The 22713-nt window shown below is 71.6% G+C and carries 24 protein-coding genes and 3 tRNA genes; 10 read left to right on the forward strand and 17 right to left on the reverse strand.

The window, feature by feature from the left end:
* Positions 1–306: 306 nt before the first annotated feature.
* Positions 307–397, forward strand: a tRNA-Ser gene (locus STRAU_RS15300).
* Between the two features lie 273 nt (positions 398–670).
* Positions 671–743: transfer RNA gene (locus STRAU_RS15305), tRNA-Arg, on the forward strand.
* Positions 744–785: 42 nt separating this feature from the next.
* On the opposite strand, the gene STRAU_RS15310 is transcribed toward STRAU_RS15305, so the two are convergent.
* From STRAU_RS15310 to STRAU_RS15325, 4 genes are all read right to left on the reverse strand, one after another.
* Positions 786–2000 carry an NAD(P)/FAD-dependent oxidoreductase gene (locus tag STRAU_RS15310; protein ID WP_016641238.1) on the reverse strand — a complete coding sequence of 405 codons (1215 nt, stop codon included), beginning with the start codon at positions 1998–2000 and terminating at the stop codon, positions 786–788.
* A 175-nt stretch (positions 2001–2175) separates the two neighbouring features.
* Positions 2176–3120: an RNA polymerase sigma-70 factor gene (locus STRAU_RS15315; protein WP_016641239.1), complete on the reverse strand. Its 945-nt coding sequence runs from the start codon at positions 3118–3120 to the stop codon at positions 2176–2178.
* Positions 3121–3227: 107 nt separating this feature from the next.
* Positions 3228–3884, reverse strand: coding sequence for a CatB-related O-acetyltransferase (locus tag STRAU_RS15320; RefSeq protein WP_016641240.1), 657 nt, complete (start codon positions 3882–3884; stop codon positions 3228–3230).
* Positions 3885–3933: 49 nt separating this feature from the next.
* Positions 3934–4764: an MOSC domain-containing protein gene (locus STRAU_RS15325; RefSeq protein WP_016641241.1), complete on the reverse strand. Its 831-nt coding sequence runs from the start codon at positions 4762–4764 to the stop codon at positions 3934–3936.
* Positions 4765–4918: 154 nt separating this feature from the next.
* Between STRAU_RS15325 and STRAU_RS15330 the strand changes: the two genes are divergently transcribed.
* From STRAU_RS15330 to STRAU_RS15355, 6 genes are all read left to right on the forward strand, one after another.
* Positions 4919–5836 (forward strand): DUF2797 domain-containing protein, encoded by a 918-nt coding sequence (locus tag STRAU_RS15330; protein ID WP_016641242.1) that lies wholly within the window; start codon positions 4919–4921, stop codon positions 5834–5836.
* Between the two features lie 166 nt (positions 5837–6002).
* On the forward strand, positions 6003–6359 hold the full coding sequence (locus STRAU_RS15335) for an antibiotic biosynthesis monooxygenase family protein (RefSeq protein WP_037659641.1): 357 nt from the start codon (positions 6003–6005) through the stop codon (positions 6357–6359).
* Positions 6352–7308 (forward strand): amidohydrolase family protein, encoded by a 957-nt coding sequence (locus STRAU_RS15340; RefSeq protein ID WP_016641244.1) that lies wholly within the window; start codon positions 6352–6354, stop codon positions 7306–7308. Before STRAU_RS15335 ends, STRAU_RS15340 begins: the two co-directional genes overlap by 8 nt.
* 109 nt (positions 7309–7417) lie before the next feature.
* Positions 7418–8155: a response regulator transcription factor gene (locus STRAU_RS15345; protein ID WP_016641245.1), complete on the forward strand. Its 738-nt coding sequence runs from the start codon at positions 7418–7420 to the stop codon at positions 8153–8155.
* A gap of 80 nt (positions 8156–8235) precedes the next feature.
* The gene (locus STRAU_RS15350) at positions 8236–9789 is read left to right on the forward strand and encodes an MFS transporter (protein ID WP_016641246.1); all 1554 of its coding nucleotides are present in this window, start codon (positions 8236–8238) and stop codon (positions 9787–9789) included.
* 39 nt (positions 9790–9828) lie between these two features.
* Entirely contained in the window at positions 9829–10602 is a 774-nt protein-coding gene (locus STRAU_RS15355) for a TetR/AcrR family transcriptional regulator (RefSeq protein ID WP_016641247.1), read from the forward strand.
* A gap of 37 nt (positions 10603–10639) precedes the next feature.
* Here the strand turns inward: STRAU_RS15355 and STRAU_RS15360 are convergent, their stop codons facing one another.
* From STRAU_RS15360 to STRAU_RS15370, 3 genes are all read right to left on the reverse strand, one after another.
* Positions 10640–11458 (reverse strand): YceI family protein, encoded by an 819-nt coding sequence (locus tag STRAU_RS15360; protein ID WP_037659643.1) that lies wholly within the window; start codon positions 11456–11458, stop codon positions 10640–10642.
* A gap of 392 nt (positions 11459–11850) precedes the next feature.
* The gene (locus STRAU_RS15365; RefSeq protein WP_037659660.1) at positions 11851–14340 is read right to left on the reverse strand and encodes an MFS transporter; all 2490 of its coding nucleotides are present in this window, start codon (positions 14338–14340) and stop codon (positions 11851–11853) included.
* Positions 14341–14473: 133 nt separating this feature from the next.
* Complete coding sequence (locus STRAU_RS15370) at positions 14474–14929, reverse strand: MarR family winged helix-turn-helix transcriptional regulator (protein WP_016641250.1); 456 nt, start codon at positions 14927–14929, stop codon at positions 14474–14476.
* Positions 14930–15104: 175 nt separating this feature from the next.
* Here STRAU_RS15370 and STRAU_RS39025 point away from each other — a divergent pair, with 175 nt between their 5' ends.
* Positions 15105–15335, forward strand: a complete 231-nt coding sequence (locus STRAU_RS39025) for a hypothetical protein (RefSeq protein WP_052029098.1) — start codon at positions 15105–15107, stop codon at positions 15333–15335.
* 53 nt (positions 15336–15388) lie between these two features.
* Here the strand turns inward: STRAU_RS39025 and STRAU_RS15375 are convergent, their stop codons facing one another.
* The 9 genes from STRAU_RS15375 to STRAU_RS42970 form a co-directional block, all read right to left on the reverse strand.
* Positions 15389–16234, reverse strand: coding sequence for a hypothetical protein (locus tag STRAU_RS15375; protein WP_052029099.1), 846 nt, complete (start codon positions 16232–16234; stop codon positions 15389–15391).
* A 98-nt stretch (positions 16235–16332) separates the two neighbouring features.
* On the reverse strand, positions 16333–17208 hold the full coding sequence (locus STRAU_RS15380) for an RNA polymerase sigma factor SigF (RefSeq protein WP_016641253.1): 876 nt from the start codon (positions 17206–17208) through the stop codon (positions 16333–16335).
* Between the two features lie 243 nt (positions 17209–17451).
* The gene (locus STRAU_RS15385; protein ID WP_037659663.1) at positions 17452–18336 is read right to left on the reverse strand and encodes an RNA polymerase sigma factor SigF; all 885 of its coding nucleotides are present in this window, start codon (positions 18334–18336) and stop codon (positions 17452–17454) included.
* Positions 18337–18590: 254 nt separating this feature from the next.
* Complete coding sequence (locus tag STRAU_RS15390) at positions 18591–18869, reverse strand: Dabb family protein (protein WP_016641255.1); 279 nt, start codon at positions 18867–18869, stop codon at positions 18591–18593.
* Positions 18870–18892: 23 nt separating this feature from the next.
* Positions 18893–19072, reverse strand: coding sequence for a hypothetical protein (locus tag STRAU_RS15395; RefSeq protein ID WP_016641256.1), 180 nt, complete (start codon positions 19070–19072; stop codon positions 18893–18895).
* A 467-nt stretch (positions 19073–19539) separates the two neighbouring features.
* Positions 19540–19624, reverse strand: a tRNA-Ser gene (locus STRAU_RS15400).
* Positions 19625–19672: 48 nt separating this feature from the next.
* Positions 19673–20125, reverse strand: a complete 453-nt coding sequence (gene tadA / locus STRAU_RS15405; RefSeq protein ID WP_016641257.1) for a tRNA adenosine(34) deaminase TadA — start codon at positions 20123–20125, stop codon at positions 19673–19675.
* Positions 20126–20179: 54 nt separating this feature from the next.
* Positions 20180–20734: a tRNA adenosine deaminase-associated protein gene (locus STRAU_RS15410; protein ID WP_016641258.1), complete on the reverse strand. Its 555-nt coding sequence runs from the start codon at positions 20732–20734 to the stop codon at positions 20180–20182.
* Positions 20735–20926: 192 nt separating this feature from the next.
* Positions 20927–21094, reverse strand: a complete 168-nt coding sequence (locus tag STRAU_RS42970) for a hypothetical protein (RefSeq protein WP_171075797.1) — start codon at positions 21092–21094, stop codon at positions 20927–20929.
* 103 nt (positions 21095–21197) lie between these two features.
* Here STRAU_RS42970 and upp point away from each other — a divergent pair, with 103 nt between their 5' ends.
* Positions 21198–21833, forward strand: a complete 636-nt coding sequence (gene upp / locus STRAU_RS15420) for a uracil phosphoribosyltransferase (protein WP_016641260.1) — start codon at positions 21198–21200, stop codon at positions 21831–21833.
* Between the two features lie 151 nt (positions 21834–21984).
* On the opposite strand, the gene STRAU_RS15425 is transcribed toward upp, so the two are convergent.
* Complete coding sequence (locus STRAU_RS15425) at positions 21985–22644, reverse strand: LytR C-terminal domain-containing protein (RefSeq protein WP_078621231.1); 660 nt, start codon at positions 22642–22644, stop codon at positions 21985–21987.
* Between the last annotated feature and the right edge of the window lie 69 nt (positions 22645–22713).

The following is a 22713-nucleotide window of genomic DNA, read 5'->3' on the forward strand; positions in this document are numbered from 1 at the left end:
GCCGCGTGCCGGGACGGGCCGGGGGCTCGACGGAGGACGACTGGGCGGAGGGCAGCTGGGGGGAGGGCTTCATGAGGGCTCCCTGGAGGGGCGGGGTTCCGGCGGGGCACGGCCCGGGGCGCGGCCCGGCTGTCGGCACCGGCGCCCACCACGTCCAACGCCGCAGGACCCGCCGCGTTGCGCTCCGGTTTTGTGCTTTGCCCTGCGGGCCGCCCGACTAGTACCGTGGAGGCCGCGATTGGTGACGCGCCCCCGGGCTGTGTCATCATCTGCACGCACCCCCGCGCTCGCGCGGGATGCAGGTTGGGAGGCGTCGCCTAGTCCGGTCTATGGCGCCGCACTGCTAATGCGGTTTGGGTCTTAAAGCCCATCGAGGGTTCAAATCCCTCCGCCTCCGCACCACGATCCGAAGCCCCGGTCAGCCGACCGGGGCTTCGGCCGTTCCTGCGACGGGAGATTCGGCCGCCCTCGGCGCGGAGAGCCCGCGCGCCGGGCGTACGCACCCCCGGCGCGCCCGGCCGCGCACAACCCACGCTGAGGGCATTTGCCCAGCTCAGAGCGGGTGCGGGAAACGGATTTCGCCTCACGGCGCAGGTCATGTAATGTTGTTCCCGCAACGCCGACCGGGCCGAAAAGCCCGGGAGGAAGAGCAACACAACAGAAGAAACAAGCACTCGTAGCTTAACGGATAGAGCATCTGACTACGGATCAGAAGGTTGCAGGTTCGAATCCTGCCGAGTGCACACAGACAAGAGGCCCCGGAGCGATCCGGGGCCTCTTGCGTTTCAGGCCGGTGCCTTGATGGCCGTGGCCGCCGCGCGGTCCTGCTCGCGTACGACGCGGCGGCGGCGGGTCGGGATGGCGAGGGTCGGGTTGGCGACGCCCCAGCCCGCGCCCTTGCAGATCAGCTCCTTGTAGGTGGCGGCCAGTCGGCCCGTCAGGGCCGCCTTGACGGCGCGGTCGTCGGCCGTGACGTACTGGATCAGACCTTCCTTGCGGCCCAGCGAGATGCACTGGTTGAAGTACCGGAGGGGAGTCTTGGGGATCTTTCCGCCGGTGAGGCGGGCCGCGATGGCGTCGGCGGCCTGCCAGGCCATGGGAGTGCCCGTCGCGCACGACATCCGGAGCGGCTTGTCCGCGGGGCCCAGCGCCATGGCCGCGTCGCCGACCGCGTACACATCCGGGTGCGAGAGCGAGCGCATGGTGCGGTCGACGGCGATCTGACCTGTCTCGGTGATCTCCAGGGTCGTGGCCCGGGCGATGGGGTGGACCGCGAAGCCGGTGGTCCACACGGTGACCGCGGCCGGCAGGTCCTTGCCGTCGGCGGTGGTGACACGGTCGGCCCCGACGGCCGTGACGGCCGCGTTTTCGTACGCGGTGATGCCGAGCTTGTCGAAGACCTTCCGCAGGTGCCCGCGGCCCTTGGGCGAGAGCCAGTCGCCGAGGTCGCCGCGGGCGGCGAGGGCGACATCGAGGTCCGGGCGGGCCTCGGCGATCTCCGTCGCGGCCTCCAGGCCGGTGAGGCCGCCGCCGACCACCACCACGGGCTGCCCGGCGTCCAGGCGGGCCAGGCGCTCGCGCAGCCGGAGCGCCCCGGGGCGACTGGAGATCTGGTCGGCGAACTCGGCGGTGCCGGGGACGCCCTGGCTGTTCCAGCCGCTGCCGAGGGCGTACACGAGGGTGTCGTACTCCAGCTCCAGGTCCTCGGTCGCCGCTCCGGCCTCCGGCCCGGTGACCGTGACGGTCTTGCGGTCGACGTCCACGGCGGTCACCTTCGCCAGCCTCAGTTCTACGCCCGTGCCCGCGAACATCTCGCTGAACGGCCGGGGCTTGAGGTCCTGGCCCACCGCCAGCTGGTGCATCCGCACGCGCTCCACGAAGTCAGGCTCGGCGTTGACGAGGGTGATGGCTACGTCCTCGCGGTGCAGCTTCTTGGCGAGGCGTCCGGCGACGCTGGCTCCGGCGTATCCGGCTCCGAGGACGATGATGCGGTGCTGCATTTTCTGCTCCCTGTTTGTCGGCGGTCTCGGCGGTCTCGGCGCTGTCGGCGCGTCGGCTCATCCGCGTCGTCGGCTCCTGCGCGGGTTCGCACCTTGAACCGGGCAGCCCGACGTTTCCTGACAGGAAGAAGATGTGAAGCACCTCACATCGCGCTCAGGGAGGCGTGCGGAGGCTTCAGAAGGCGTGGAACAAGGGGTCCCCGTGATCCTCGTCCGCCCACTGCCGGGTCGCGCGGCCGAGCTTGTCGGGGTTGACCTGGTTGCGGAACGCGGCGATGCCCTCGGCGGTGACCTCCAGGCACATGACGCCGACGATCCGGCCGTCGACGACCGCCACGACGGCGGGGCCGCCGTTGGCGGTCGTGGTGTAGACCTCGGGCGAGCCGCCGGCGTGGGCGCGCTTGGCCTTGCTGGGCTTGAACAGGCCCCACATGAACCTCGCGACCGCGACGGCGCCCTCGAACGCCTTGGCGCGGGCCGGGACCTTCCCGCCGCCGTCGCCGATCGCGATGGCGTCGTCGGTGAGCATCCGCACGAGCTGTTCGGTGCGGCCGCTGGTGGCGGCGGTGAGGAACTCCTCGACGATCCGCTGGGCGGCCGCCTCGTCGATCTCGGTGCGGGCCCTGCCGTCCGCGACGCGCCTCTTGGCGCGGCTGGCGAGCTGCTGGCTGGCGGCCTCGGTGATGTCCAGGATCTCGGCGATCTCCCGGTGCGGGTAGTCGAACGCCTCCCGCAGCACGTACACCGCCCGCTCGTTGGGGGAGAGGCGCTCGAGCAGAGTGAGGACCGCGTACGAAACCGACTCGCGCTGTTCGGCGGTGTCGGCCGGGCCGAGCATCGGGTCCCCGGCGAGCAGCGGCTCGGGGAGCCACTCGCCCACATAGGTCTCGCGCCGCGCGCGGGCCGAGGTGAGCTGGTTGAGGCACAGGTTGGTGAGCACCTTCGTCAGCCACGCCTCGGGGACCTCGACGCGGTCGACGTCGGCGCCCTGCCAGCGCAGGAACGTCTCCTGCACGGCGTCCTCGGCCTCGCTCGCCGAGCCGAGGAGGCGGTAGGCGATGGCCTCCAGGCGGGGCCTGGACGCCTCGAAACGGTCCACGTCGTCCATGGTCAGGGCCATGCCCGGATCCTAGCCCGGGCGGCGCGCGGCGACTGCCGCGCGGTTCACGGAGCCGCGGCTTCCCATCACGGAGCCGCGGCTTCCCATCACGGAGCCGCCGCTTCCCTTCACGGAGCCGCCGCTTCCAGCGCGTCGACCGTGCCGGACATGATGGTCCGGACATGCGCCCCGATGTGTTCGGCGGGCCAGTCCCACCAGGCGACGTCGAGGAGGCGGGCCACGTCCTCGTCGCTGTAGCGGCGGCGGATGAGGGTGGCCGGGTTGCCGCCGACGATGCCGTAGTCGGGGACGTCGTCGACGACTACGGCGCCGGACGCGACGATCGCGCCGTGGCCGATGCGGACGCCCGGCATCACCAGGGCCCGGTAGCCGAACCAGACGTCGTTGCCGACCACGGTGTCGCCCCGGCCGGGCAGGCCGGTGATCAGGTCGAAGTGCTCGGACCACGACCCGCCCATGATCGGGAAGGGGAAGGTGGACGGGCCGTCCATGCGGTGGTTGGCGCCGTTCATGATGAACCGCGTGCCCTCGCCCAGCGCGCAGAACTTCCCGATCACCAGCTTCTCCGGACCGTAGTGATAGAGCACGTTGCGGGTCTCGAAGGCGGTGGGGTCGTCGGGGTCGTCGTAATAGGTGAACTCGCCGACGTCGATCAGCGGTGAGGTGATCAGGGGGCGCAGCAGCACAACGCGCGGCGCCTCCGGCATCGGGTGCACCACCGTCGGGTCGGGCGGAACGGAGGGGGCGGGCGGTACGGGTGGCATGTGTGCGTCGGCTCCTCGTCTGCAGGGTTTCTTGCGGGCCGCGGGGATGTCAGGGGACCTCGGGTTCGCCCCACGTGCCGACGGCCACCTCGTCGCCGACGGAGATCTTGCCGGGGCGCAGCACCGCGTACTTGGTGCCGAGGGCGACTCCGCCCTGCGGCGCCCGGCGGTACGAGGCCAGGGTGCGCAGGGGTTCCGGGCCCGCGCGGCGGCCCAGGCCCTGGTCGACCAGGGTGACGGCGCAGCGGATCGCCGGTTTTGTGTAGCCCAGTTCGGCGGTGCCGATCGTGAGGTGGTGGGCGCGGTCCTCGGTGTGCGCGTCCCAGCCGGCGACGACGATGTTGGGGCGGAAGCGGTCCATGGGCAGGGGCTCCGCGCCGCGCTCGGCCAGCTTGCCGTTCAAAAGGTCCACCGTGGCGCGGGAGATGAGGTGCAGGGCGGAGCTGTCCGCGTAGCCGGAGGTGCCCGGGATCCGGCCGTCGGTCACCCGGTCGTGCTCGGGCGGTACGCGGACGAGTCTGCTGGGCGTGCCGAGGACGTCCGACAGCCAGGCGGCGGCCGCGTCCCCCTGGTCGATGCCCAGGTACGCGGCGCCGAACAGGTCCACGTCGCGGCGGGGGCCGGACGCGTCGACGTCGATGTGCACGCCGTCGTGGCCGGGCGCGCGGAGCGTGAGCCGGGTGCCGTCGGCGTCGATCGCGGGCCGGATCAGCGCGAGCCGCGGATCCCGCCGCTGGGTCCGGAACACGCCCTCGGTGCTGACGACCATGAAGCTGCGGTCGTGCGCGAGGCCCGCGGGCGTCAGCACGGCCTCGCTCGCCGATGTCCCCGCGCAGCCCTTGACGGGGTAGTACGACAGCTCGGCGATGACGACGGTCATGCCTGGTCCCTTCTCCCGGCCCTCTTCCAGTGACAGTGACAGGGGGAGAACGTACGTGATCGAAGAAAAATGCCGCCGCCCGCGGGCGGACCCGAGGGGGGCACCGCCCGCCGCTTCAGAGGGCGTTGTCAGTGGCGTGCTGCATGCTTTTTCCATGACGTGGTGGTGCACGGGGGTGCGGTGGCGGGCCGGCGGCGGGCCCGTCCTCGGGTGGTACGCGCCGGGGCGCGGCGAGCGCGAGAGCCCGCTGGTGTTCGGGGGCGCGGTGGCGTTCCGGGTCCGGGGCGGGCGGCGCTGTCTCGGGGTGCGGCGGGGCGGGCGGTGGACGGAGTGCCCGGCGGGCGCGGCGGTGCCGGGGCGGGTCACGCGGGCGCAGTGCGAGGAGTGCGCGCGCGTCGACCGGGCGCACTCGGTCGCGGCGGACACGTTCGCCGACGACCCGCGGCCCTATCACGTGTACGTGGCGTGGTTCGGCCCCGGCCTGGTGAAGGTCGGCATCACCGGGGTCGCGCGGGGCGGGGCGCGGCTCCTGGAGCAGGGGGCCGTGGCCTACACCTGGCTGGGGCGCGGGCCGTTGATGGCGGCGCGCCGCACGGAGGAACTGCTGCGGACGGCCCTCGGCGTCCCGGACCGGATTCCGTACGCGCGCAAGCGGGCCCTGCGCGCGCGGCTGCCGGACGCGGCGGAGCGGGCCGCCGAGCTGGCGGGGCTGCACCGGAAAGCGGCGGCGCTCGGCGGCCGGCCCGAGTCGCTGGAGTGGTTGGCGCCCGAAGTCGTGGACCACGGCGAGGTGTTCGGGCTCGCCGCGCTCGGCCGGTTCGACGGCTCGGCCGGGCCGGGGCGGGTCGTGGGTGAGCTGACGGACGGCGGGCTGGTGGCCGGGACGCTGGTCGCCGCCGCCGGGCCCGATCTGCATCTGGCGGTGGGCGGGCCTGGCAGCGAAAGGGGGTTGGTGATCGACAGTCGGCTGATGAGCGGGTGGCGGCTTGAGGGGGCGAGCGATGGGGAGAGCAGGCCGGAGGTGACGGTTCCGGTGCGGGAGATACCTGTGGTGCAGGGCGGGTTGTTCTGAGGGTTCTCCGAGGCTCCTCCCGAGGCTTCTCGGAGGGCTTCGCTGACCGGAAGCGAGGCTTCACGGAGGGCTTCGCTGACCGGAAGGCAAAGTCCTGCTGCCCGTTGGGCAAGAACGGGGTCCGGAGGCTGGACAGAGCCTCGTCGGGAGCCCGACTGTGGGTGCCATGAGTGATCAAGAGCTTGCGGCTGTCGGCCCTGTGGGTCCCGTCGGCCCCTTCGAACCCCCCTACTACGCCGTCGTGTTCAGCTCCCTGCGCACCCCGGGGGACAACGACTACGGCGCGACCGCCGAGCGCTTGGAGGAGCTCGTGGCCGCCGTGCCCGGGTTCCTCGGGATGGACTCGGCGCGGACGCCCGGCGGCCTCGGCATCACCGTCGGGTACTTCAAGGACGAGGAGGCCATCGCGGCCTGGCGCGGCGACCCGGAGCACCGGGAGGCGCGGACGCGCGGACGGAAGGAGTGGTACGAGAAGTACGTCGTCCACGTGGCCAGGGTCGAGCGGAGCTACGGCCATGAGTGAGAGAGGGGAGACCCTCGGCGGCGAGGCGGAAGCAGCACGGGTCACCGCCTTCTGGGGACGGCTCGGCCTGCCGGGACTCGTCGACGTACACACGCACTTCATGCCGGAGCGCGTCCTCGCGAAGGTGTGGGACTACTTCGACTCGGTCGGGCCGCTGACGGGCGTGCGGTGGCCCATCGCGTACCGGCACGACGAGGAGCGGCGGCTCGCCGTGCTGCGGGAGTTCGGGGTGCGGGCGTTCACGTCGATGCTGTACCCGCACAAGGCGGGCATGGCGGAGTGGCTCAACGGCTGGTCGGCGGAGTTCGCCGCCCGGACGCCGGACTGTCTGCACACGGCGACGCTGTTCCCCGAGCCGGAGGCCGCGCGCTATGTGCGCGAGGCCGTCGAGGCCGGGGCGCGGGTGTTCAAGTCGCATGTGCAGGTGGGCGCGTACGACCCGAACGACGCGCTGCTCGACCCCGTCTGGGGCCTCCTCGCCGACGCCGGGATCCCGGTCGTGATGCACTGCGGGTCGGGCCCGGCGCCCGGCAAGCACACCGGGCCCGAGCCGGTGGGGCGGCTGCTCGCGCGGCATCCGCGGCTGCCGCTCGTGGTGGCGCACCTGGGCATGCCGGAGTACGCGGACTTCCTGGACCTCGCCGAGCGGTACGGAGAGGTGCGGCTCGACACGACGATGGCGTTCACGGACTTCGCCGAGCGGTCCGCTCCGTTCCCGCGGGCGGAGCTCGGGCCGCGCGGGCGGCTCGCCGAACTGGGGCTCGCCGGGCGGATCCTGCTGGGGACGGACTTCCCCAACATCCCGTACGGGTACGTCCACCAGCTCGAAGCCCTGGAACGGCTCGGCCTCGGCGACGACTGGCTCCGGGCGGTCTGCCACGGGAACGGGGCGCGGCTGTTCGGGCTGGAACAGCCTGTGGAGCAGCCGCTGAAGCAGCCGCTGGATTAGCCGCTGAAGCAGCCGCTGGAATAGCCGACCCCACCCCGCGGCGCGCTTTCTCAGGGAATTCACAGGTGGGCGAAAGCCGTCTCTCACCGCCGCCGCCCACGCTGAGGCCATGACGATGACCTCGCCCCAGGGGCGCACCGAGCTGCTCAGGCCGGACGGGAGCCCCGTCCGCGTACTCGTCGTGGACGACGAGGTGTCGCTCACCGATCTGCTGTCCATGGCGCTGCGCTACGAGGGCTGGGAGATTCGCAGCGCCGACGACGGCGCCGGGGCCGTGCGGGCCGCGCGGAGCTTCCGGCCCGACGTGGTCGTGCTCGACATGATGCTGCCGGACATGGACGGCCTGGCCGTGCTCGGGCGGCTGCGCCGCGAGCTGCCCGACGTGCCGGTGCTGTTCCTGACCGCCAAGGACACCGTCGAGGACCGCATCGCCGGACTCACCGCGGGCGGCGACGACTACGTGACCAAGCCGTTCGCCCTCGAAGAGGTCGTGGCACGGCTGCGCGGCCTGATCCGGCGGGCCGGGGCGTCCGGGCGGCGCGGCGATTCCGTGCTCGCCGTCGGCGATCTGACCCTCGACGAGGACAGCCACGAGGTGACCCGCGGCGGGGACTCCATCCACCTCACGGCCACCGAGTTCGAGCTGCTCCGCTACCTCATGCGCAATCCGCGGCGCGTGCTCAGCAAGGCGCAGATCCTCGACCGGGTGTGGAGCTACGACTTCGGGGGCCAGGCCAACGTCGTCGAGCTGTACATCTCGTATCTGCGGAGGAAGATCGACGCCGGCCGGGAGCCGATGATCCACACGCGGCGGGGCGCCGGGTACCTGATCAAGCCCCTGACCTAAGTCGCTGTACAGCGTATGAGGACTTCCTCTACGGTGTACGTCGCCCCACGACGTACACCGTAGAAGAGAAGGAGCCTCGCATGACGGCGACCACTGCCGACAGCCCCGAGGCGGCCGCCGGGCCCGGCGGCCGCCACCCGCAGCGCTGGCTGATCCTCGGCGTCATCTGCCTGGCCCAGCTCACCGTGCTGCTCGACAACACCGTCCTGAGCGTCGCGATCCCCTCGCTCACCAGCGAGCTCGACGCCTCGTCGGCCGACATCCAGTGGATGATCAACGCGTACTCGCTCGTGCAGTCGGGCCTGCTGCTCACCGCGGGCAGCGCCGCCGACCGCTACGGCCGCAAGAAGCTGCTGACCGTGGGCCTCGCCCTGTTCGGCGTCGGCTCGCTCGCGGCGGGCCTCGCCCAGTCCTCCGCGCAGCTCATCGCGGCGCGCGCGGGCATGGGTGTGGGCGGCGCCCTGCTGATGACGACGACGCTCGCGGTCGTCGTGCAGCTCTTCGACGACACCGAGCGGGTCAAGGCGATCGGCCTCTGGGCGACCGTCAACTCCCTGGGCTTCGCCGGGGGGCCGCTGCTCGGCGGCTTCATGCTCGACCACTTCTGGTGGGGCTCGATCTTCCTGATCAACATCCCCGTGGCGCTGGTCGGCATCCTCGCGGTGGTCAAGATGGTGCCCGAGTCCAAGAACCCGCAGGGCGACCGCCCCGACCTGCTCGGCGCGCTGCTCTCGACCATAGGCATGGCGTCGGTGGTGTACGCGATCATCTCCGGCCCCGAGCACGGCTGGACCTCGGGCCAGGTCCTGGTGTCGGCGGGCGTCGGCGTGGTGGTCCTCGGCGTCTTCGCGCTGTGGGAGCTGCGCGTCCCGTACCCCATGCTGGACATGCACTTCTTCCAGAACAAGCGCTTCATCGGCGCGGTGATGGGCGCGGTCCTGGTGGCCTTCGGCCTCGGCGGCTCGCTGTTCCTGCTCACCCAGCACCTGCAGTTCGTGCTCGGGTACGAGCCGCTTGAGGCGGGCCTGCGCACGGCGCCCCTCGCCGTCACCGTGGTCGTACTGAACCTGGTGGGCATCGGCGCGAAGCTGCACGCCAAGCTGGGCACGCCCGCGACGATCCTGACGGGCATGACCCTGCTGGCGGGCGGCCTGGCCGTGGTCGCGTCGTTCGGCGCGCACGACTACTCGGGCATGCTGGCAGGGCTGGTCCTGATGGGCGCGGGCATCTCGTTCGCCATGCCCGCGATGGCCAACGCCATCATGAGCGCGATCCCGCCGGAGAAGGCCGGTGTGGGCGCGGGCATCAACGGCACGCTGGCGGAGTTCGGCAACGGCCTCGGCGTCGCCGTGCTCGGCGCGGTCCTCAACTCCCGGTTCTCGGCGCTGGTCGCGGTGTCCGCGGCGTCGTTCCCGGCGGCGATGGCGGCGGCGGGTTCGGCGGGCGAGCGGGAGCGCATCGCGGACGCGTTCTCCTCCGGCCTCGAGACGAGTCAGCTGGTCGGCGCGGTGGCCCTGTTCCTCGGCGGGGTGCTCGCGGCGGCGTTGCTGTGGCGGGCGGAGAGGGCAGACTCTGTCCAGCGGGCGTCGGACATGACGGACCAGCGGGCAGCGGACATGACGGACACTGTGTAGGACCCGTACGAGGTGGTATCCGTACCAGAGAGGTGCGCCATGGCGAAGGCAGCCGACCGCGCGAAGCGAGCGGCGCGCACGAGCGTCTGGCTGGAGGGCAAGGCACCGCGCACCACCAGCCGCAGGGGGGACCAGCCGGCCGGCCTGGACCGGGACCGCATCACCGAGGCCACCGTCCGGCTCCTGGACGCGGAGGGCCTCGCCAAGTTCTCCATGCGCCGGCTCGCCGCCGAGCTGAACGTGACGGCGATGTCCGTGTACTGGTACGTGGACACCAAGGACGACCTGCTGGAGCTCGCGCTCGACCGGGTGGCCGCGGAGGTGCGGCTGCCCGACACCGAGACCGCGCCCGACCAGTGGCGCGAACAGCTCCGCGAACTGGCCGCCGGATACCGGGATCTGCTGGTCCGCCACCCCTGGGTGTCGCCGCTGATCGGCGAGTTCCTGAACATCGGGCCGAACTGGCTGGAGTTCTCCCTCGCCATCCAGCGCGCCGTGCGGAACACCGGGCTCACGCCCTACCGCCAGAACGGGGCGATCGCCGCGGTGTTCCAGTTCGTGTACGGCTTCGGGACCATCGAGGGGCACTTCCTCGCCCGGTGCGCGGCCGCGGGGATGACCCAGGACGAGTACTTCCGGGACGCGGTCGGCACCGTCAACGAGGAACTCGCCGACAACGAGGCGGTGCGGGCCGCCTCGGAACTGATGGAGTCCCGCAGCGAGGGCACCGTCACCGAGATGTGGGAACGGGACTTCACGATCGCCCTCGACCTGATGATCGCGGGCATCGAGTCGCTCCTCGAACGGGACTGACGCCTCCCGGGGGATACCCCCGGGACGGCCGCCCAGGTCAGCCCTGCGGCAGGCTCTCCCCCTGCACGGCCTGGATGTCCAGCTCCACCCGCAGCGTCGTGCCGATCGCGGAGATGCCCGCCTGGAGGACCTGGTTGTAGTTCATGGCGAAGTCCTCGCGGCGCAGTTCGGCGGTGGCACGGAAGGCCGCGCGGGTGCCGCCCCAGGGGTCGGCGCCGGTGCCGAGGTAGGCCAGGTCGAGGTCGACGGGGCGTACGACGCCGTGCATGCCGAGCTCGCCGTGCACCGTCCACCGGTCCGACCCGGCGGGTTCGAGCCCGGTCGACCGGTAGGTGATCTCCGGGTACGTCTCCACGTCCAGGAAGTCGGCGGACTTCAGGTGCCCGTCGCGCATCCCGTTGCCCGTGTCGACGGACGCGGCCCGGATCACCGCCTCGACCCGCGACTTCTCCAGGTCCTCGGCGATCTCGACCCGCCCGGAGAACTCGTCGAACCGCCCGCGCACGCTGGAGATCCCCAGGTGCTGGGCGACGGCGGCCACGGACGAGTGGGCCGGGTCGATGGTCCAGGGCCCGGGCGGCGGCAGCTCCGTGCCGCCGGCGCGGGCGAGGACCACGTTGCCGACGTCGGCCCGCCCGCTCGCGGTGACGAGGGCGGTGGCGGCGGCGGGGGCGTACCCGACGGCGGTGACGATGACGGTGTACGGCCCGGCGGCCAGCTCCGTGGCGTCCCGCACCACGCCCTCGCCGTCGACATCGGCGCGCAGCACCTGCGCACCCGTCATGTCCGTGACGGTCACGACGGCGTGCGACACCGCCCACCCGTCCCGCGTCCGAACCCGCGCACTGAGTCCCACGTTTTCCTTCTCCCTCTTTTGCGCCTAAACCGGCGCCGCTCTCGCGGACCAAATTGCTCGCCGCGGTGGTTGCTCAATTGATGGTTGCGGTGAACTCGTGGCTCTATGCAATCGGCCCCCGGCGGTGGCGACCGGCCGTCCCCAACCGTCGCGTCGCCACCGTCCCGGGGGCCTGAGGGCCTGTCTTGCGGGTCATGCCGGGCTCGCGGGGCCTGGCACGCACGCTCGCCGCGTTGTCGTCAATCGCCGACGCTCCGCGTCGACTCAATCCTCCGCCTTGCGATCGCACGCGCCAGGCCCCGCTCCCTGATCCGGCCTGACCCACAAGACAGGCCCTACCGCACCGCCCGGGGGCCGCGTCCGCTCAAAGCGCGGCCCCGGGGCGGGGTCATTTACTCGCCCGGGTGGGCGAGTTCGATGTCGTGCCCGTCGACGACGCCGCCGTCGCCGCCGACCGTCAGGCCGGTGGCCACGGGCGGGTACCCGGTCGCGATGACCGTGTACTCGCCGCCGTCCAGGTCCGTGAAGGCGTACTCGCCGTCCGCGCCGGTCGTGGCGGTGGCCACGACGTTCCCGGCCGCGTCCACGAGGGTGACGCGGGCGCCGTTCAGCGGTCCGCCCGCGGCCCGCACGGTGCCGAGCACCCGCGCGCCGGAGCGCAGTTCGACCTCGACGCGGGTGACGCCCACGCCGGACACCTCGACGGGCAGCGCCACCGGCCGGTGCCCCGCCGCGTTCACGGCGACGGTCACGGGCCCGGGCACCAGCTCGGCGAAGGCGAAGTCGCCCTGGTCGCCGGAGGCGCCGGTGGCGAGCACGTCGCCGCGTACATCGGTCACGACGACCATCGCGCCTGCCACGGGCAGCTTCGCGTCGGCGGTGCGCACGATGCCGCTGAGCCCGCTGGTGCCGCTGAGCAGCAGGTCGTACGCGAGCGGCTCCTCGCCGACCACGACCGTCGACGCCTGCGGCTGGAAGCCGTCGGCGGAGGCGATCAGGACGTACGAACCGGCGCCGGGCGCGTCCACCGCGTACGAGCCGTCGTCCTGGGCGACCGCACGGCCCAGCTGCCGTCCGCCGAGCGAGATCAGCGTGACCGCGGCCCGCGGCACGGGCGCGCTCTCGGCGCCGCGGACGAAGCCGCGGACCGGGACACCGCCGGTGACCTGCACGGACGCGTCACCGGAGCCCGCGCCCGCCACGGACGCCACGGCGGCGAGCCGCTGCGTGCCCTCGGGACCGGCTTCGGCCGTGGGCCCGGTGCCCGCGGCCACGGAGGCGAGCACGGGCTCCTCGGCGGCCGAAGTGGCCGGGGCGGCGGGGGCCGCCGCGGGAGCGGGGGAGGACGAGTCGGCGCCCTGCGCCATCGCCCCCGCCGTCCTCAGCGGCACTTCCTTGATGAACAGCGTGACGAGGAACGCGGCGAACGCGATCGGCGCGGCGATCAGGAACACGTCCGCGATGCCGTGGCCGTAGGCGCTCTCCATCACGGTACGGAACGGCGCGGGCAGCGCGTCCAGGTCCGGGATGCCGCCACCGCCGGTGCCGCCGTGGCCGAACGCGGCGCCCTTCGGACCGAGGTCGGCGAGGCCGTCCTTGACGTAGTCGGTGATGCGCGTGGACATCACGGCGCCGAGCGCGGAGACACCCATGGCGCCGCCGAGGGACCGGAAGAAGGTGACGACGGAGCTGGCGGCGCCGATGTCCTCCGCGGCGACCTGGTTCTGCGTGCAGAGCACCAGGTTCTGCATCATCATGCCGATGCCGAGGCCCATCAGGACCATGTAGCAGGCGATGTGCCAGTACGCGGTGTCGTACCGCATGGTGCCGAGCAGACCCAGACCGGCGGTCAGCAGCACACCACCGCTGACCAGCCATGCCTTCCACTTGCCCGTCTTGGTGATCAACTGCCCCGAGACGGTGGACGAGACGAACAGGCCCGCGATCATCGGGATCGTCATGACACCCGACATCGTCGGCGACTTGCCGCGCGCGAGCTGGAAGTACTGGCTGAAGAAGACGGTGCCCGCGAACATCGCGACACCCACGAACAGCGAGGCGAGCGAGGCCAGCGCGATGGTCCGGTTGCGGAAGAGCCGCAGCGGGATGATCGGCTCGCTGGCCTTGGACTCGACGAGCAGGAACAGCAGGCCGAGCACGATCGCGCCGCCCACCATCGTGTACGTCTGCCACGACAGCCACTCGTACTTCTTGCCGGCGCCGGTGCCCGCGAACGTCACCCACACCAGGAGCAGCGAGACGGCGGCGGTGATGAAGAAGGCACCGCCCCAGTCGACCTTCACTTCCCGCTTCACCACGGGCAGCTTCAGGGTCTTCTGCAGCACGATCAGCGCGATGACCGCGAACGGCACGCCGACGTAGAAGCACCAGCGCCAGCCGAGCCACGAGGTGTCGGTGATGACGCCGCCGAGCAGCGGGCCGCCGACGGTGGCGACGGCGAAGGTCGCGCCTAGGTAGCCGGAGTAACGCCCGCGCTCACGCGGGGAGATCATCGCGGCCATGACGATCTGGGCGAGCGCCGACAGGCCGCCGACGCCGATGCCCTGCACCACACGGCAGGCGATCAGCATCCCGGCGTTCTGCGAGAGGCCGGCCGCGGCCGACCCGAGCACAAAGATGACCAGGGCTATCTGGACGAGCGTCTTCTTGCTGAACAGGTCGGAGAGCTTGCCCCACAGCGGGGTGCTCGCCGTCATCGAGAGCAGCGCGGCGGTGACGACCCAGGTGTAGGCGGACTGGCCGCCACCGAGGTCACCGATGATCTCGGGCAGGGCGTTGGAGACGATCGTCGACGAGAGGATCGCGACGAACATGCCGAGCAGCAGGCCGGAGAGCGCCTCCATGATCTGCCGGTGCGTCATCGGGGCACCGTCGGCGCCGCCGCCGTGGCCGCCGTGCGCTCCATGCTTGGCATGGCTGCCCCGCACACCGGACGGTGTGGATGTTGCCATGGGTTTCCTTTTCCTGATTCTTACGCGGGTGTACGGGTTGTTCTCACGCGGGTGTGCGGGCCGCGGCCGCGCGGCAGTCCCCGAAGCTGGTGCGCAGGCGCGCGAGCAACGCGCTCAGCTGCCCGACCTCGTCGTCGGACCAGTCGTGCAGATAGTGGGCGAGCGTCCGCATGGACAGCTCGGACAGCTCCGCGAACTTGTCCTCGCCCGCGGGCGTGAGCCGCAGGATGCGCGAGCGCTTGTCCGCGGGGTCGGGGGCCCGGTCGATCCAGCCGCGCTCCGCGACGTGCGCGACATGGCGGCTGGTCACCGACATGTCGACGGCGAGCAGCTCGGCGAGCCGGCTCATCCGCATCTCGCCGTGCCGCTGCAGCAGCGTGAGCACGGCGGCGGAGCCGCCCGGGCAGTCCGCGGGCAGGCCACGGCCGAGGCCGCGCTTCACGGCGCCGATGGCGCTGAGCTGGCGGGCCAGCTCCTCGTATTCACGCTGTGCGGCCACGGACCCACCCTCGCTTTCGTTGCTTAGGGCAACCATAAAGACAGTTGGTTGCCGCAGGCAAACTAAAACCGGACCAACGGGCTAAAGCCCTGGTAAAGCTCTCGGAGCCCACCCGTAAAGTCGCCGGTCAGCGGGGGTTGGGCCGGGCGAGGGGGATTCGCTAGGGTCCTGCCTCATGGCACACAACCCCCATGCTCCCCAGGGCGCCCCGGGCCCCGAGGGTCAGCACGACCCGGCGGGCTCCACTCAGATGTTCCGCGCCTTCGTCGACGAGGCGCCGCAGGGCGGCGGCCGCGCCGCCCAGCGGCAGGCGGCGGCCCCGGCGGGCCCCCGCATCGGCCTCATCGTCGGGGTGGTCGCGGCGATCGCGATCGTGGCCGCGGTGGCCTGGCTGGCGCTGAAGTAACGCTCCGGCTGATCAGGCCGACCTGATCAGCCACTTCCGCTCGGCTATTCCCACTATTTCCACTCGATGTCGACGTCGCGCGTCTCGACGTGCATGCCCAGCGGAACGCGCCACCAGTCGACGCAAATCAGCCAAGTCTTCTTGACGGTCTTCCCGGCCCCGATGGGCGCCGGGAGCTTCCGCGTGGACTCGATGGTTCCCCAGTCCACGCCGAGGGCGCCGATGATGTGCGTACCAAGCGTGACGCTGCCCGAACGCACCGGTGAGCCACCGGTGTTGCGGAAGCTGACGGTCACGTCCTCGCACCAGCGCTTCTCGGCGGCGCGGCGCCGGGGTTCGCCGACCTTGAGGGCGGCGGGGCGGGGTGGGGCGCTGGTGCCGGGCTTTGACGGCGCGGAGGGTGGGCGCGGGCTTTCGCCGCCGGGACTGCCGGGACTGCCCGTGCTGCCGGGACTACCCGGACTGCTGGGGCGGGCGCCTTCGTTGTCCTCATTGGGGTTGTCGCCGTCGCCACGGCCCGGTGCCGAGCCGCCCGGCGCATCCGGCGGGCGTGAACCACCGCTGTCCTCCGCCGACTTGCTGTCCGGCCCCGCGGGTGTCCCCGAACTGCCGCCGGAGCCCGATCCGTTGCCGCCGGGCTCGGCACCCGTACCGCCCTGTCGGGAGGGCTTCCCGGAAGGCCCGCCGTCCAGCGGCACGAACTCCACGTCCCCGCGGGGCGCCACGGCCTCACCACGGCCCTGCTGCGGGCCGTCCCCGGCCGCCCCGGTGGCCACACGGCCGTCGCGCCCGTCGCCGCCGCACGCGGCCAGCAGTCCACCCACGCACAGCACGACCGCCGAGGCACCCGCAAGCGCGCCCCGGCGGCCACGGCCGCCACTCCAAGCACCACGAAGCATCGCGCCAGTGTGGCTGACGCCCCGTCAATTAGGAACCCCGTCAGCAGCAGTCGGCGGGAATCCAGGCCCCGGGCACCCCGCCGTGCGGGCGGCCGGGATCAGTCCCCGATCAGCCCTTCCCGCAGCTGCGCCAGCGTCCGCGTGAGCAGCCGCGAGACGTGCATCTGCGAGATGCCGACCTCCTCGCCGATCTGCGACTGCGTCATGTTCGCGAAGAACCGCAGCATGATGATGCGGCGTTCGCGCGGCGGCAGCTTGGCGAGCAGGGGCTTCAGGGACTCGCGGTACTCGACGCCCTCCAGGGCCGTGTCCTCGTACCCCAGGCGGTCCGCGAGGGAGCCCTCGCCGCCGTCGTCCTCGGGGGCGGGCGAGTCGAGCGAGGAGGCGGTGTACGCGTTGCCGACGGCGAGGCCGTCGACCACGTCCTCCTCGGACACACCGAGCACGGCGGCCAGTTCGGGCACCGTGGGCGAGCGGTCCAGGCGCTGGGCCAGGTCGTCGCTGGCCTTCGTCAGGGCGAGCCGCAGCTCCTGGAGCCGGCGCGGCACGCGCACGGACCAACTGGTGTCCCGGAAGAAGCGCTTGATCTCACCGACGACGGTCGGCATCGCGAACGTCGGGAATTCCACGCCGCGTTCGCAGTCGAACCGGTCGATCGCCTTGATCAGGCCGATGGTGCCGACCTGGACGATGTCCTCCATCGGTTCGTTGCGGCTGCGGAAGCGGGCCGCGGCGTACCGAACGAGGGGGAGGTTCAGCTCGATCAGGGTGTCTCTGACGTAGGCACGCTCGGGGCTGTCCTGGTCGAGGGCGGCGAGCCGCAGGAAGAGGGAGCGGGACAGGGTGCGGGTGTCGATGGCTACCGGGGCCGGAGATACGGCCTCGGAACCGTTGAGCGCGTCGGGCGCTGATTCGCTCGCACTGTCTTCGAGCGTGAGCGTGAGCACCTTCGAGCTGCCCTGGTCTGCGGACATGCCACCCCCTTGAGGTCGCGGACGGTCGCGGCCGGCGCTCCGCCGAAGGAACGCAGCCTCCACCTGAATACCGGCGGTGGGGCCCCGGCAAACGCGGTTCCAGCAGAATGTCACATGTCGGCAACACGCTGTAGTGACTTGTCGACAACTGAGGGTGACATCCGTGCAGGAAAGAGGGGGTCTGAGACTTTTTCGGCCCCGACTTCGTCGGTAACGGCCAAAAGACTGTTCCACCCGATACGGTTACGCCTCGATCCGATTTGCGGACCGAAGCCGCGCGAAGCTTCTGGCCAGCAGTCGTGACACATGCATCTGGGAAACGCCCAATTCCGCGCTGATCTGCGACTGGGTCAGATTGCTGTAGTAGCGGAGCAGCAGGATCCGCTGTTCCCGCTCGGGCAGTTGGACGAGCAGATGCCGTACGAGATCGCGGTGCTCCACGCCGTCGAGGGCCGGGTCCTCGTACCCGAGCCGGTCGACGAGGCCGGGCAGCCCGTCACCCTCCTGCGCGGCCTCCAGGGACGTCGCGTGGTACGAACGCCCGGCCTCGATGCAGGAGAGCACCTCCTCCTCGGTGATCCGCAGCCGCTCGGCGATCTCGGCGGTGGTGGGCGAGCGCCCGAAGGCCGTGGTCAGGTCCTCGGTCGCCCCGGTGACCTGCACCCACAGCTCGTGCAGCCGCCTCGGTACGTGGACGGTGCGCACGTTGTCGCGGAAGTACCGCTTGATCTCGCCGACGACGGTGGGCATGGCGAAGGTCGGGAACTGCACGCCGCGGTCGGGGTCGAAGCGGTCGATGGCGTTGATGAGCCCGATCGTGCCGACCTGGACGACGTCCTCCATCGGCTCGTTGCGGCTGCGGAAGCGGGCGGCGGCGTACCGCACGAGCGGCAGGTTCGCCTCGATGAGCGCGCCGCGCACCCTGCTGTGCTCCGCGGTGCCCGGCGTGAGGTCCTTGAGCTGGGCGAACAGGACCTGCGTGAGGGCGCGGGTGTCGGCGCCCCGGGTGCTCGGCGCCTTCGCGGGCGGGGCCTCGGGGGCCCGGTCCTGTGGTGCTTCGGACGCCTGGGCGGGTGGCCCGTCGGACACCTGGGCGGGCAGTGCTTCGGGCGCAGAACTGGCCGGCACGGTCAACGCCACCCCTTCTCCCGCGAGTCCGGCAGAGCTCGATCAAGCTCGGTCGATCTCGGTCAACTCATCCGTCAAAAGCGGTCATAGCATCACAAGACATGTGCACTGTGTGCAAGCACCTGATAACTCCGTGTTGAGCGGCAAGTTGGGGCGTACGACGCGAAAAGGCCCCGCACCATTCCGGTGCGGGGCCGTGGGGCGTTCTCGCGTGCGGGGCCCGCGGGATGTGCTCGCGCGGGCCGGTACGCGGGTCAGAACTCGTAGTCGGCGATCACCCACGTGGCGAACTCGCGCCACTGCGCGACGCCCGCCTGGTGGGCCGGGTGGTCCAGGTACCGCTGGAGCGCGTCGGCGTCCTCGGCGTAGTCGTACGCGATGGGGCGCTCGGAGATGTTCCAGGCGCACTCCCAGAACCGCAGCTCGGGGACGAGCCCGCCGAGCTCCTCGAATGCCTTGACGCCCGCGACGACGCGCGGGTCGTCCCGCCGTACACCGTCGTTGAGCTTGAAGAGGACCAGATGGCGGATCACGGGTGCTCCCAGCGGTCGGGCGGTCAGTCGTCCTTGCCGCCGTTGGCGAGCCACGTCATGAAGTCGCCGATGGCCTTGGCGGCGTTCGAAATGCCCTCGAACCCTACCTGGACGTAGTCCGCCGCCTTGGCCGGGTCGGTGATGATCACGTACAGGACGAACACGACGAGCACGAAGAGAACGATCTTCTTCGGGTCCTTCACGCTGTGGCCTCCCCTTGCCCGCCTGTCCCCGTACGCATCCCCGCACCCCGTGTGCCGTTTGTTCCGCCTGTGCCGGGCGAGTCTAACGTGGCCCGAACTCACCTGGTTTTTAAGGACCAATGACCCGGGGGCAGGGGCCCTTGGACTGCGGCTTCGCGGGTTGCCGGGGCGCAGGATGGGTGGTGAGCCCGGCGGATCTGGCAGGAATCCACGGGCCCGGGACCGGCCTCCACTGCGGGGTCCGCGCCGTCCTCTTCCCCCGGTGACGGCGTTGACCGGTGAGTTCTGGTCCTCATCGGGGGAGGCGGCTTGTCCCCCCGTTGCCGCTTCCCCCGTCCTATCGTGAGAAAGCCCCGGTGCCATGGCGGCGCCGGGGTTTTTCCGTGTGCGTTCGGTGCCGGGAAGGCGCCTGCGCCGGGGGAAATGTGAAGGGCCCCGTCCATCGGACGGGGCCCTTCAATCAAGAGCGGTAGCGGAGGGATTTGAACCCTCGGTGACTTGCGCCACACTCGCTTTCGAGGCGAGCTCCTTCGGCCGCTCGGACACGCTACCGAGAGAGATCCTAGCCCAAGGTGGGCCGTGCTCTGAAATCCGTTTGGGCTATGCCCCGGGGGGCGGGGTGCCGCGGTCCCGGAAGAAGTCCGTGAGGAGCCGCGCGCAGTCCTCGGCGAGGACGCCCTCGATCACCTCGGGCCGGTGGTTGAGCCGCCGGTCGCGCAGCAGGTCCCACAGGGAGCCCGCGGCGCCGGCCTTGGCGTCGCGGGCGCCGTACACCACCCGGTCCACCCGGGACTGCTGCAGGGCGCCCGCGCACATCACGCACGGCTCCAGCGTGACGACGAGCGTGCAGCCGGGCAGCCGCCAGGAGCCGAGCCGTTCCGCCGCCCGGCGCAGCGCGACGATCTCCGCGTGCGCGGTCGGGTCGTCGTGCGCCTCGCGTTCGTTGTGTCCGGTGGCCAGGACCGTCTCGCCGTCCGCGGACAGCACGACGGCGCCGACGGGCACGTCGCCGCCCCGGACGGCCCGTTCGGCCTCGTCCAGGGCGAGCCGCATCGGCGCCCGCCAGCGGTCCCGTACCGGATCTGGGAGTTGTGTCACACGGCGAACCTAACGGACGGTCTCGAGGACCTCCGCGGCTCCGAGGATGTCGGCGATCTCGTTGAGAGCCTCGCCGCTCTCCAGGCCGAGCAGGTCCTTCTCCGGCACGCCGAGGTCGCTGAGGATCTCCGTGTCCCCCAGCGGCCCGGCCGGCACGGCTTCGCCGGAGGCGTCCGTGCCGTCGCCGTCGTCGTCGGCCGTCTCGGACTCGCCGTCCTCCGTGCCGTCGAGGTCGAGCGCGTCCAGGTCGTCCGGCCCGTCGTCCGGGTCGCGGCCGAGCATCTCGTCGGTGAGCAGGATCTCCCCGTAGGCGCTGCGGGCGGCGGCGGCCGCGTCCGAGACGTAGATCCGCGGGTCCTCCTCGCCGTCCACGCGGACGACGCCGAACCACGCGTCTTCCTGTTCGATGAAGACGAGGACGGTCTCGTCTTCGAGGCCGCCCGCCTCGGCGGCGGCCTCACGGGCCAGGTCGGTCAGATCCGACAGGGTCTCCACATCGTCGAGCTCCGTGTCGCTCGCTTCCCACCCGTCTTCGGTGCGCGCGAGCAGTGCGGCGAAGTACACCGTGACTCTCCCACTGTTCATAGGCGCCGGTTGGGGATCCCCCCGGCGGACGTCGGGGGCGGGAGTGCTGTTCCAAGCCCCGCCCACTCGGAATCGTGGCAGAAACAACGGCTTCAGGAGAGGTCTTCCGGCCGCTGTGTCCGCGTCGCGTCTCGAATCACGGGCCGCGTGCGCGCCACGGCCCCCTCGCGGCTACCAGCGGAACGTACGCATACGCATCGCCTGCCGCAGTCGGGCCGCCCGGGCGCGGCGCGGTGTCACCCGGGCCCGCAGCTCGCGGGCCTCGGCGAGCTCGTGCAGGAACTGGGCACGGCGCCTGCGGCGCTCGGCGTCGGTCTCGCGTGCTTCCCGGTCGGGCATCGGCCACACCACCCCAGTTCGTACGTCCACCTTCCCGCCGCGGCCCTGGTTGATGCCAGCGCGGGGGGATCGAGGGGCCACTTCGCCCGGTTACTGTTGAACAATGCGGATCCACGTCGTCGACCACCCGCTGGTGGCGCACAAACTCACCACGCTGCGCGACAAGCGCACCGATTCCCCGACCTTCCGGCGCCTGGCCGACGAGCTGGTCACCCTGCTCGCGTACGAGGCCACCCGGGACGTGCGCACCGAGCAGGTCGACATCGACACCCCGGTGATCCGGACCACCGGCGTCAAGCTGTCGCATCCGCGGCCGCTGGTCGTGCCGATCCTGCGCGCCGGTCTCGGCATGCTCGACGGCATGGTGCGGCTGCTTCCGACGGCCGAGGTGGGTTTCCTCGGGATGATCCGCAACGAGGAGACGCTCGAGGCGTCCACGTACGCGACGCGGATGCCGGAGGACCTCTCCGGTCGTCAGGTGTACGTCCTGGACCCGATGCTCGCCACCGGCGGCACGCTCGTCGCGGCGATCCGGGAGCTGATCAAGCGCGGCGCCGACGACGTGACCGCCGTCGTGCTCCTCGCGGCGCCCGAGGGCGTCGAGATCATGGAGCGGGAGCTGGCGGGGACGCCGGTGACCGTGGTGACGGCGGCGGTGGACGAGCGGCTCAACGAGAACGGGTACATCGTGCCGGGGCTCGGCGACGCGGGTGACCGGATGTACGGGGCGGCGGAGTAGGTAGGTCGCGGAGCTGTCCGGGCTGCGGGGCGCTTGGTTCTGCGGGTCCGGTGGGCTGCGGGGCGCTTGGCTCCGCAGGTCCGGCTCGCTTTGTTCTGCCGCGGTCCGTCTCGGGTTGCGGCCCGCTTTGTGCCGCTGAGACCCAAGGGCCTCAGCAGTTCTTGCCGTCGGTCGACGGTGCTTTCGAGGACGCCGGTGCGGGGTTGGCGAGTGCCGCCAGGGCCCGGTCGGCGTCCTCCTTCTTCGCCAGGTCCTTGAACCGGCTGCCCAGGATCAGGTCGACCTCCCCGCCCTTGCGGGTGTCGGTCTGCTTCTCGGCGCCCGCGATCTGCGTGCCGAGCACGGGCAGCGCGGTGTCGGTGGCCGCCCTGGCGCCGAGCAGTATCCCGGTGCCCCGCACCTTCTTGTCGTACGCCTTCGTCGCGTTGCCCACCTTGCCGATGGCGAAGCCGCGCTTCTTCAGCTCGTCGGCCGCGTCCTTGGCGAGGCCGCTGCGCGGGGTGGCGTTGAAGACGTTGACGGTGATCTGGCCCGGCTTGGGGAGAGGTTTCCGCTCGCCCCGCCGCGCGGGGTCCGCCTCCGCCTTCTTCGTGACGCAGTCCTTCGTGCCGCCCGCCGCCGACGCCTTGTCGTCGCCCGTGAACACGTCGATGAGCTGCAGGCTGCCCCAGCCGAGCAGGCCGGCCACGGCGAGCGACGCGGCGGCCGCGAGCACGATCCGGCGACGGCCGCGCGGGCGGCGCATGCGCGGGTATTTGTCTCCCTTGATGCGGTATTCGCCGCCCATGCCGGGGGGAGTGAGCATGCTCATGGGCGCAGCGTAGTGCGGTGCGGCGGCGATGCCTACTAAATGATCATTGCTCGGTGGCCAGTCCGACCC

It is taken from the genome of Streptomyces aurantiacus JA 4570 (assembly GCF_000414115.1).
Lineage (GTDB): Bacteria > Actinomycetota > Actinomycetes > Streptomycetales > Streptomycetaceae > Streptomyces > Streptomyces aurantiacus_A.

What these genes read in the sequence shown, in the direction of transcription:
- STRAU_RS15310 (WP_016641238.1), bottom strand. Translation starts at nt 2,000, where the DNA reads ATGCAGCACCGCATCATCGTCCTCGGAGCCGGATACGCCGGAGCCAGC.
- STRAU_RS15315 (WP_016641239.1), bottom strand. Translation starts at nt 3,120, where the DNA reads ATGGCCCTGACCATGGACGACGTGGACCGTTTCGAGGCGTCCAGGCCC.
- STRAU_RS15320 (WP_016641240.1), bottom strand. Translation starts at nt 3,884, where the DNA reads ATGCCACCCGTACCGCCCGCCCCCTCCGTTCCGCCCGACCCGACGGTG.
- STRAU_RS15325 (WP_016641241.1), bottom strand. Translation starts at nt 4,764, where the DNA reads ATGACCGTCGTCATCGCCGAGCTGTCGTACTACCCCGTCAAGGGCTGC.
- STRAU_RS15330 (WP_016641242.1), top strand. Translation starts at nt 4,919, where the DNA reads ATGACGTGGTGGTGCACGGGGGTGCGGTGGCGGGCCGGCGGCGGGCCC.
- STRAU_RS15335 (WP_037659641.1), top strand. Translation starts at nt 6,003, where the DNA reads ATGAGTGATCAAGAGCTTGCGGCTGTCGGCCCTGTGGGTCCCGTCGGC.
- STRAU_RS15340 (WP_016641244.1), top strand. Translation starts at nt 6,352, where the DNA reads ATGAGTGAGAGAGGGGAGACCCTCGGCGGCGAGGCGGAAGCAGCACGG.
- STRAU_RS15345 (WP_016641245.1), top strand. Translation starts at nt 7,418, where the DNA reads ATGACGATGACCTCGCCCCAGGGGCGCACCGAGCTGCTCAGGCCGGAC.
- STRAU_RS15350 (WP_016641246.1), top strand. Translation starts at nt 8,236, where the DNA reads ATGACGGCGACCACTGCCGACAGCCCCGAGGCGGCCGCCGGGCCCGGC.
- STRAU_RS15355 (WP_016641247.1), top strand. Translation starts at nt 9,829, where the DNA reads ATGGCGAAGGCAGCCGACCGCGCGAAGCGAGCGGCGCGCACGAGCGTC.
- STRAU_RS15365 (WP_037659660.1), bottom strand. Translation starts at nt 14,340, where the DNA reads ATGACGCACCGGCAGATCATGGAGGCGCTCTCCGGCCTGCTGCTCGGC.
- STRAU_RS39025 (WP_052029098.1), top strand. Translation starts at nt 15,105, where the DNA reads ATGGCACACAACCCCCATGCTCCCCAGGGCGCCCCGGGCCCCGAGGGT.
- STRAU_RS15375 (WP_052029099.1), bottom strand. Translation starts at nt 16,234, where the DNA reads ATGCTTCGTGGTGCTTGGAGTGGCGGCCGTGGCCGCCGGGGCGCGCTT.
- STRAU_RS15380 (WP_016641253.1), bottom strand. Translation starts at nt 17,208, where the DNA reads ATGTCCGCAGACCAGGGCAGCTCGAAGGTGCTCACGCTCACGCTCGAA.
- tadA (WP_016641257.1), bottom strand. Translation starts at nt 20,125, where the DNA reads ATGCGGCTCGCCCTGGACGAGGCCGAACGGGCCGTCCGGGGCGGCGAC.
- STRAU_RS42970 (WP_171075797.1), bottom strand. Translation starts at nt 21,094, where the DNA reads ATGCCCGACCGGGAAGCACGCGAGACCGACGCCGAGCGCCGCAGGCGC.
- upp (WP_016641260.1), top strand. Translation starts at nt 21,198, where the DNA reads ATGCGGATCCACGTCGTCGACCACCCGCTGGTGGCGCACAAACTCACC.
- STRAU_RS15425 (WP_078621231.1), bottom strand. Translation starts at nt 22,644, where the DNA reads ATGAGCATGCTCACTCCCCCCGGCATGGGCGGCGAATACCGCATCAAG.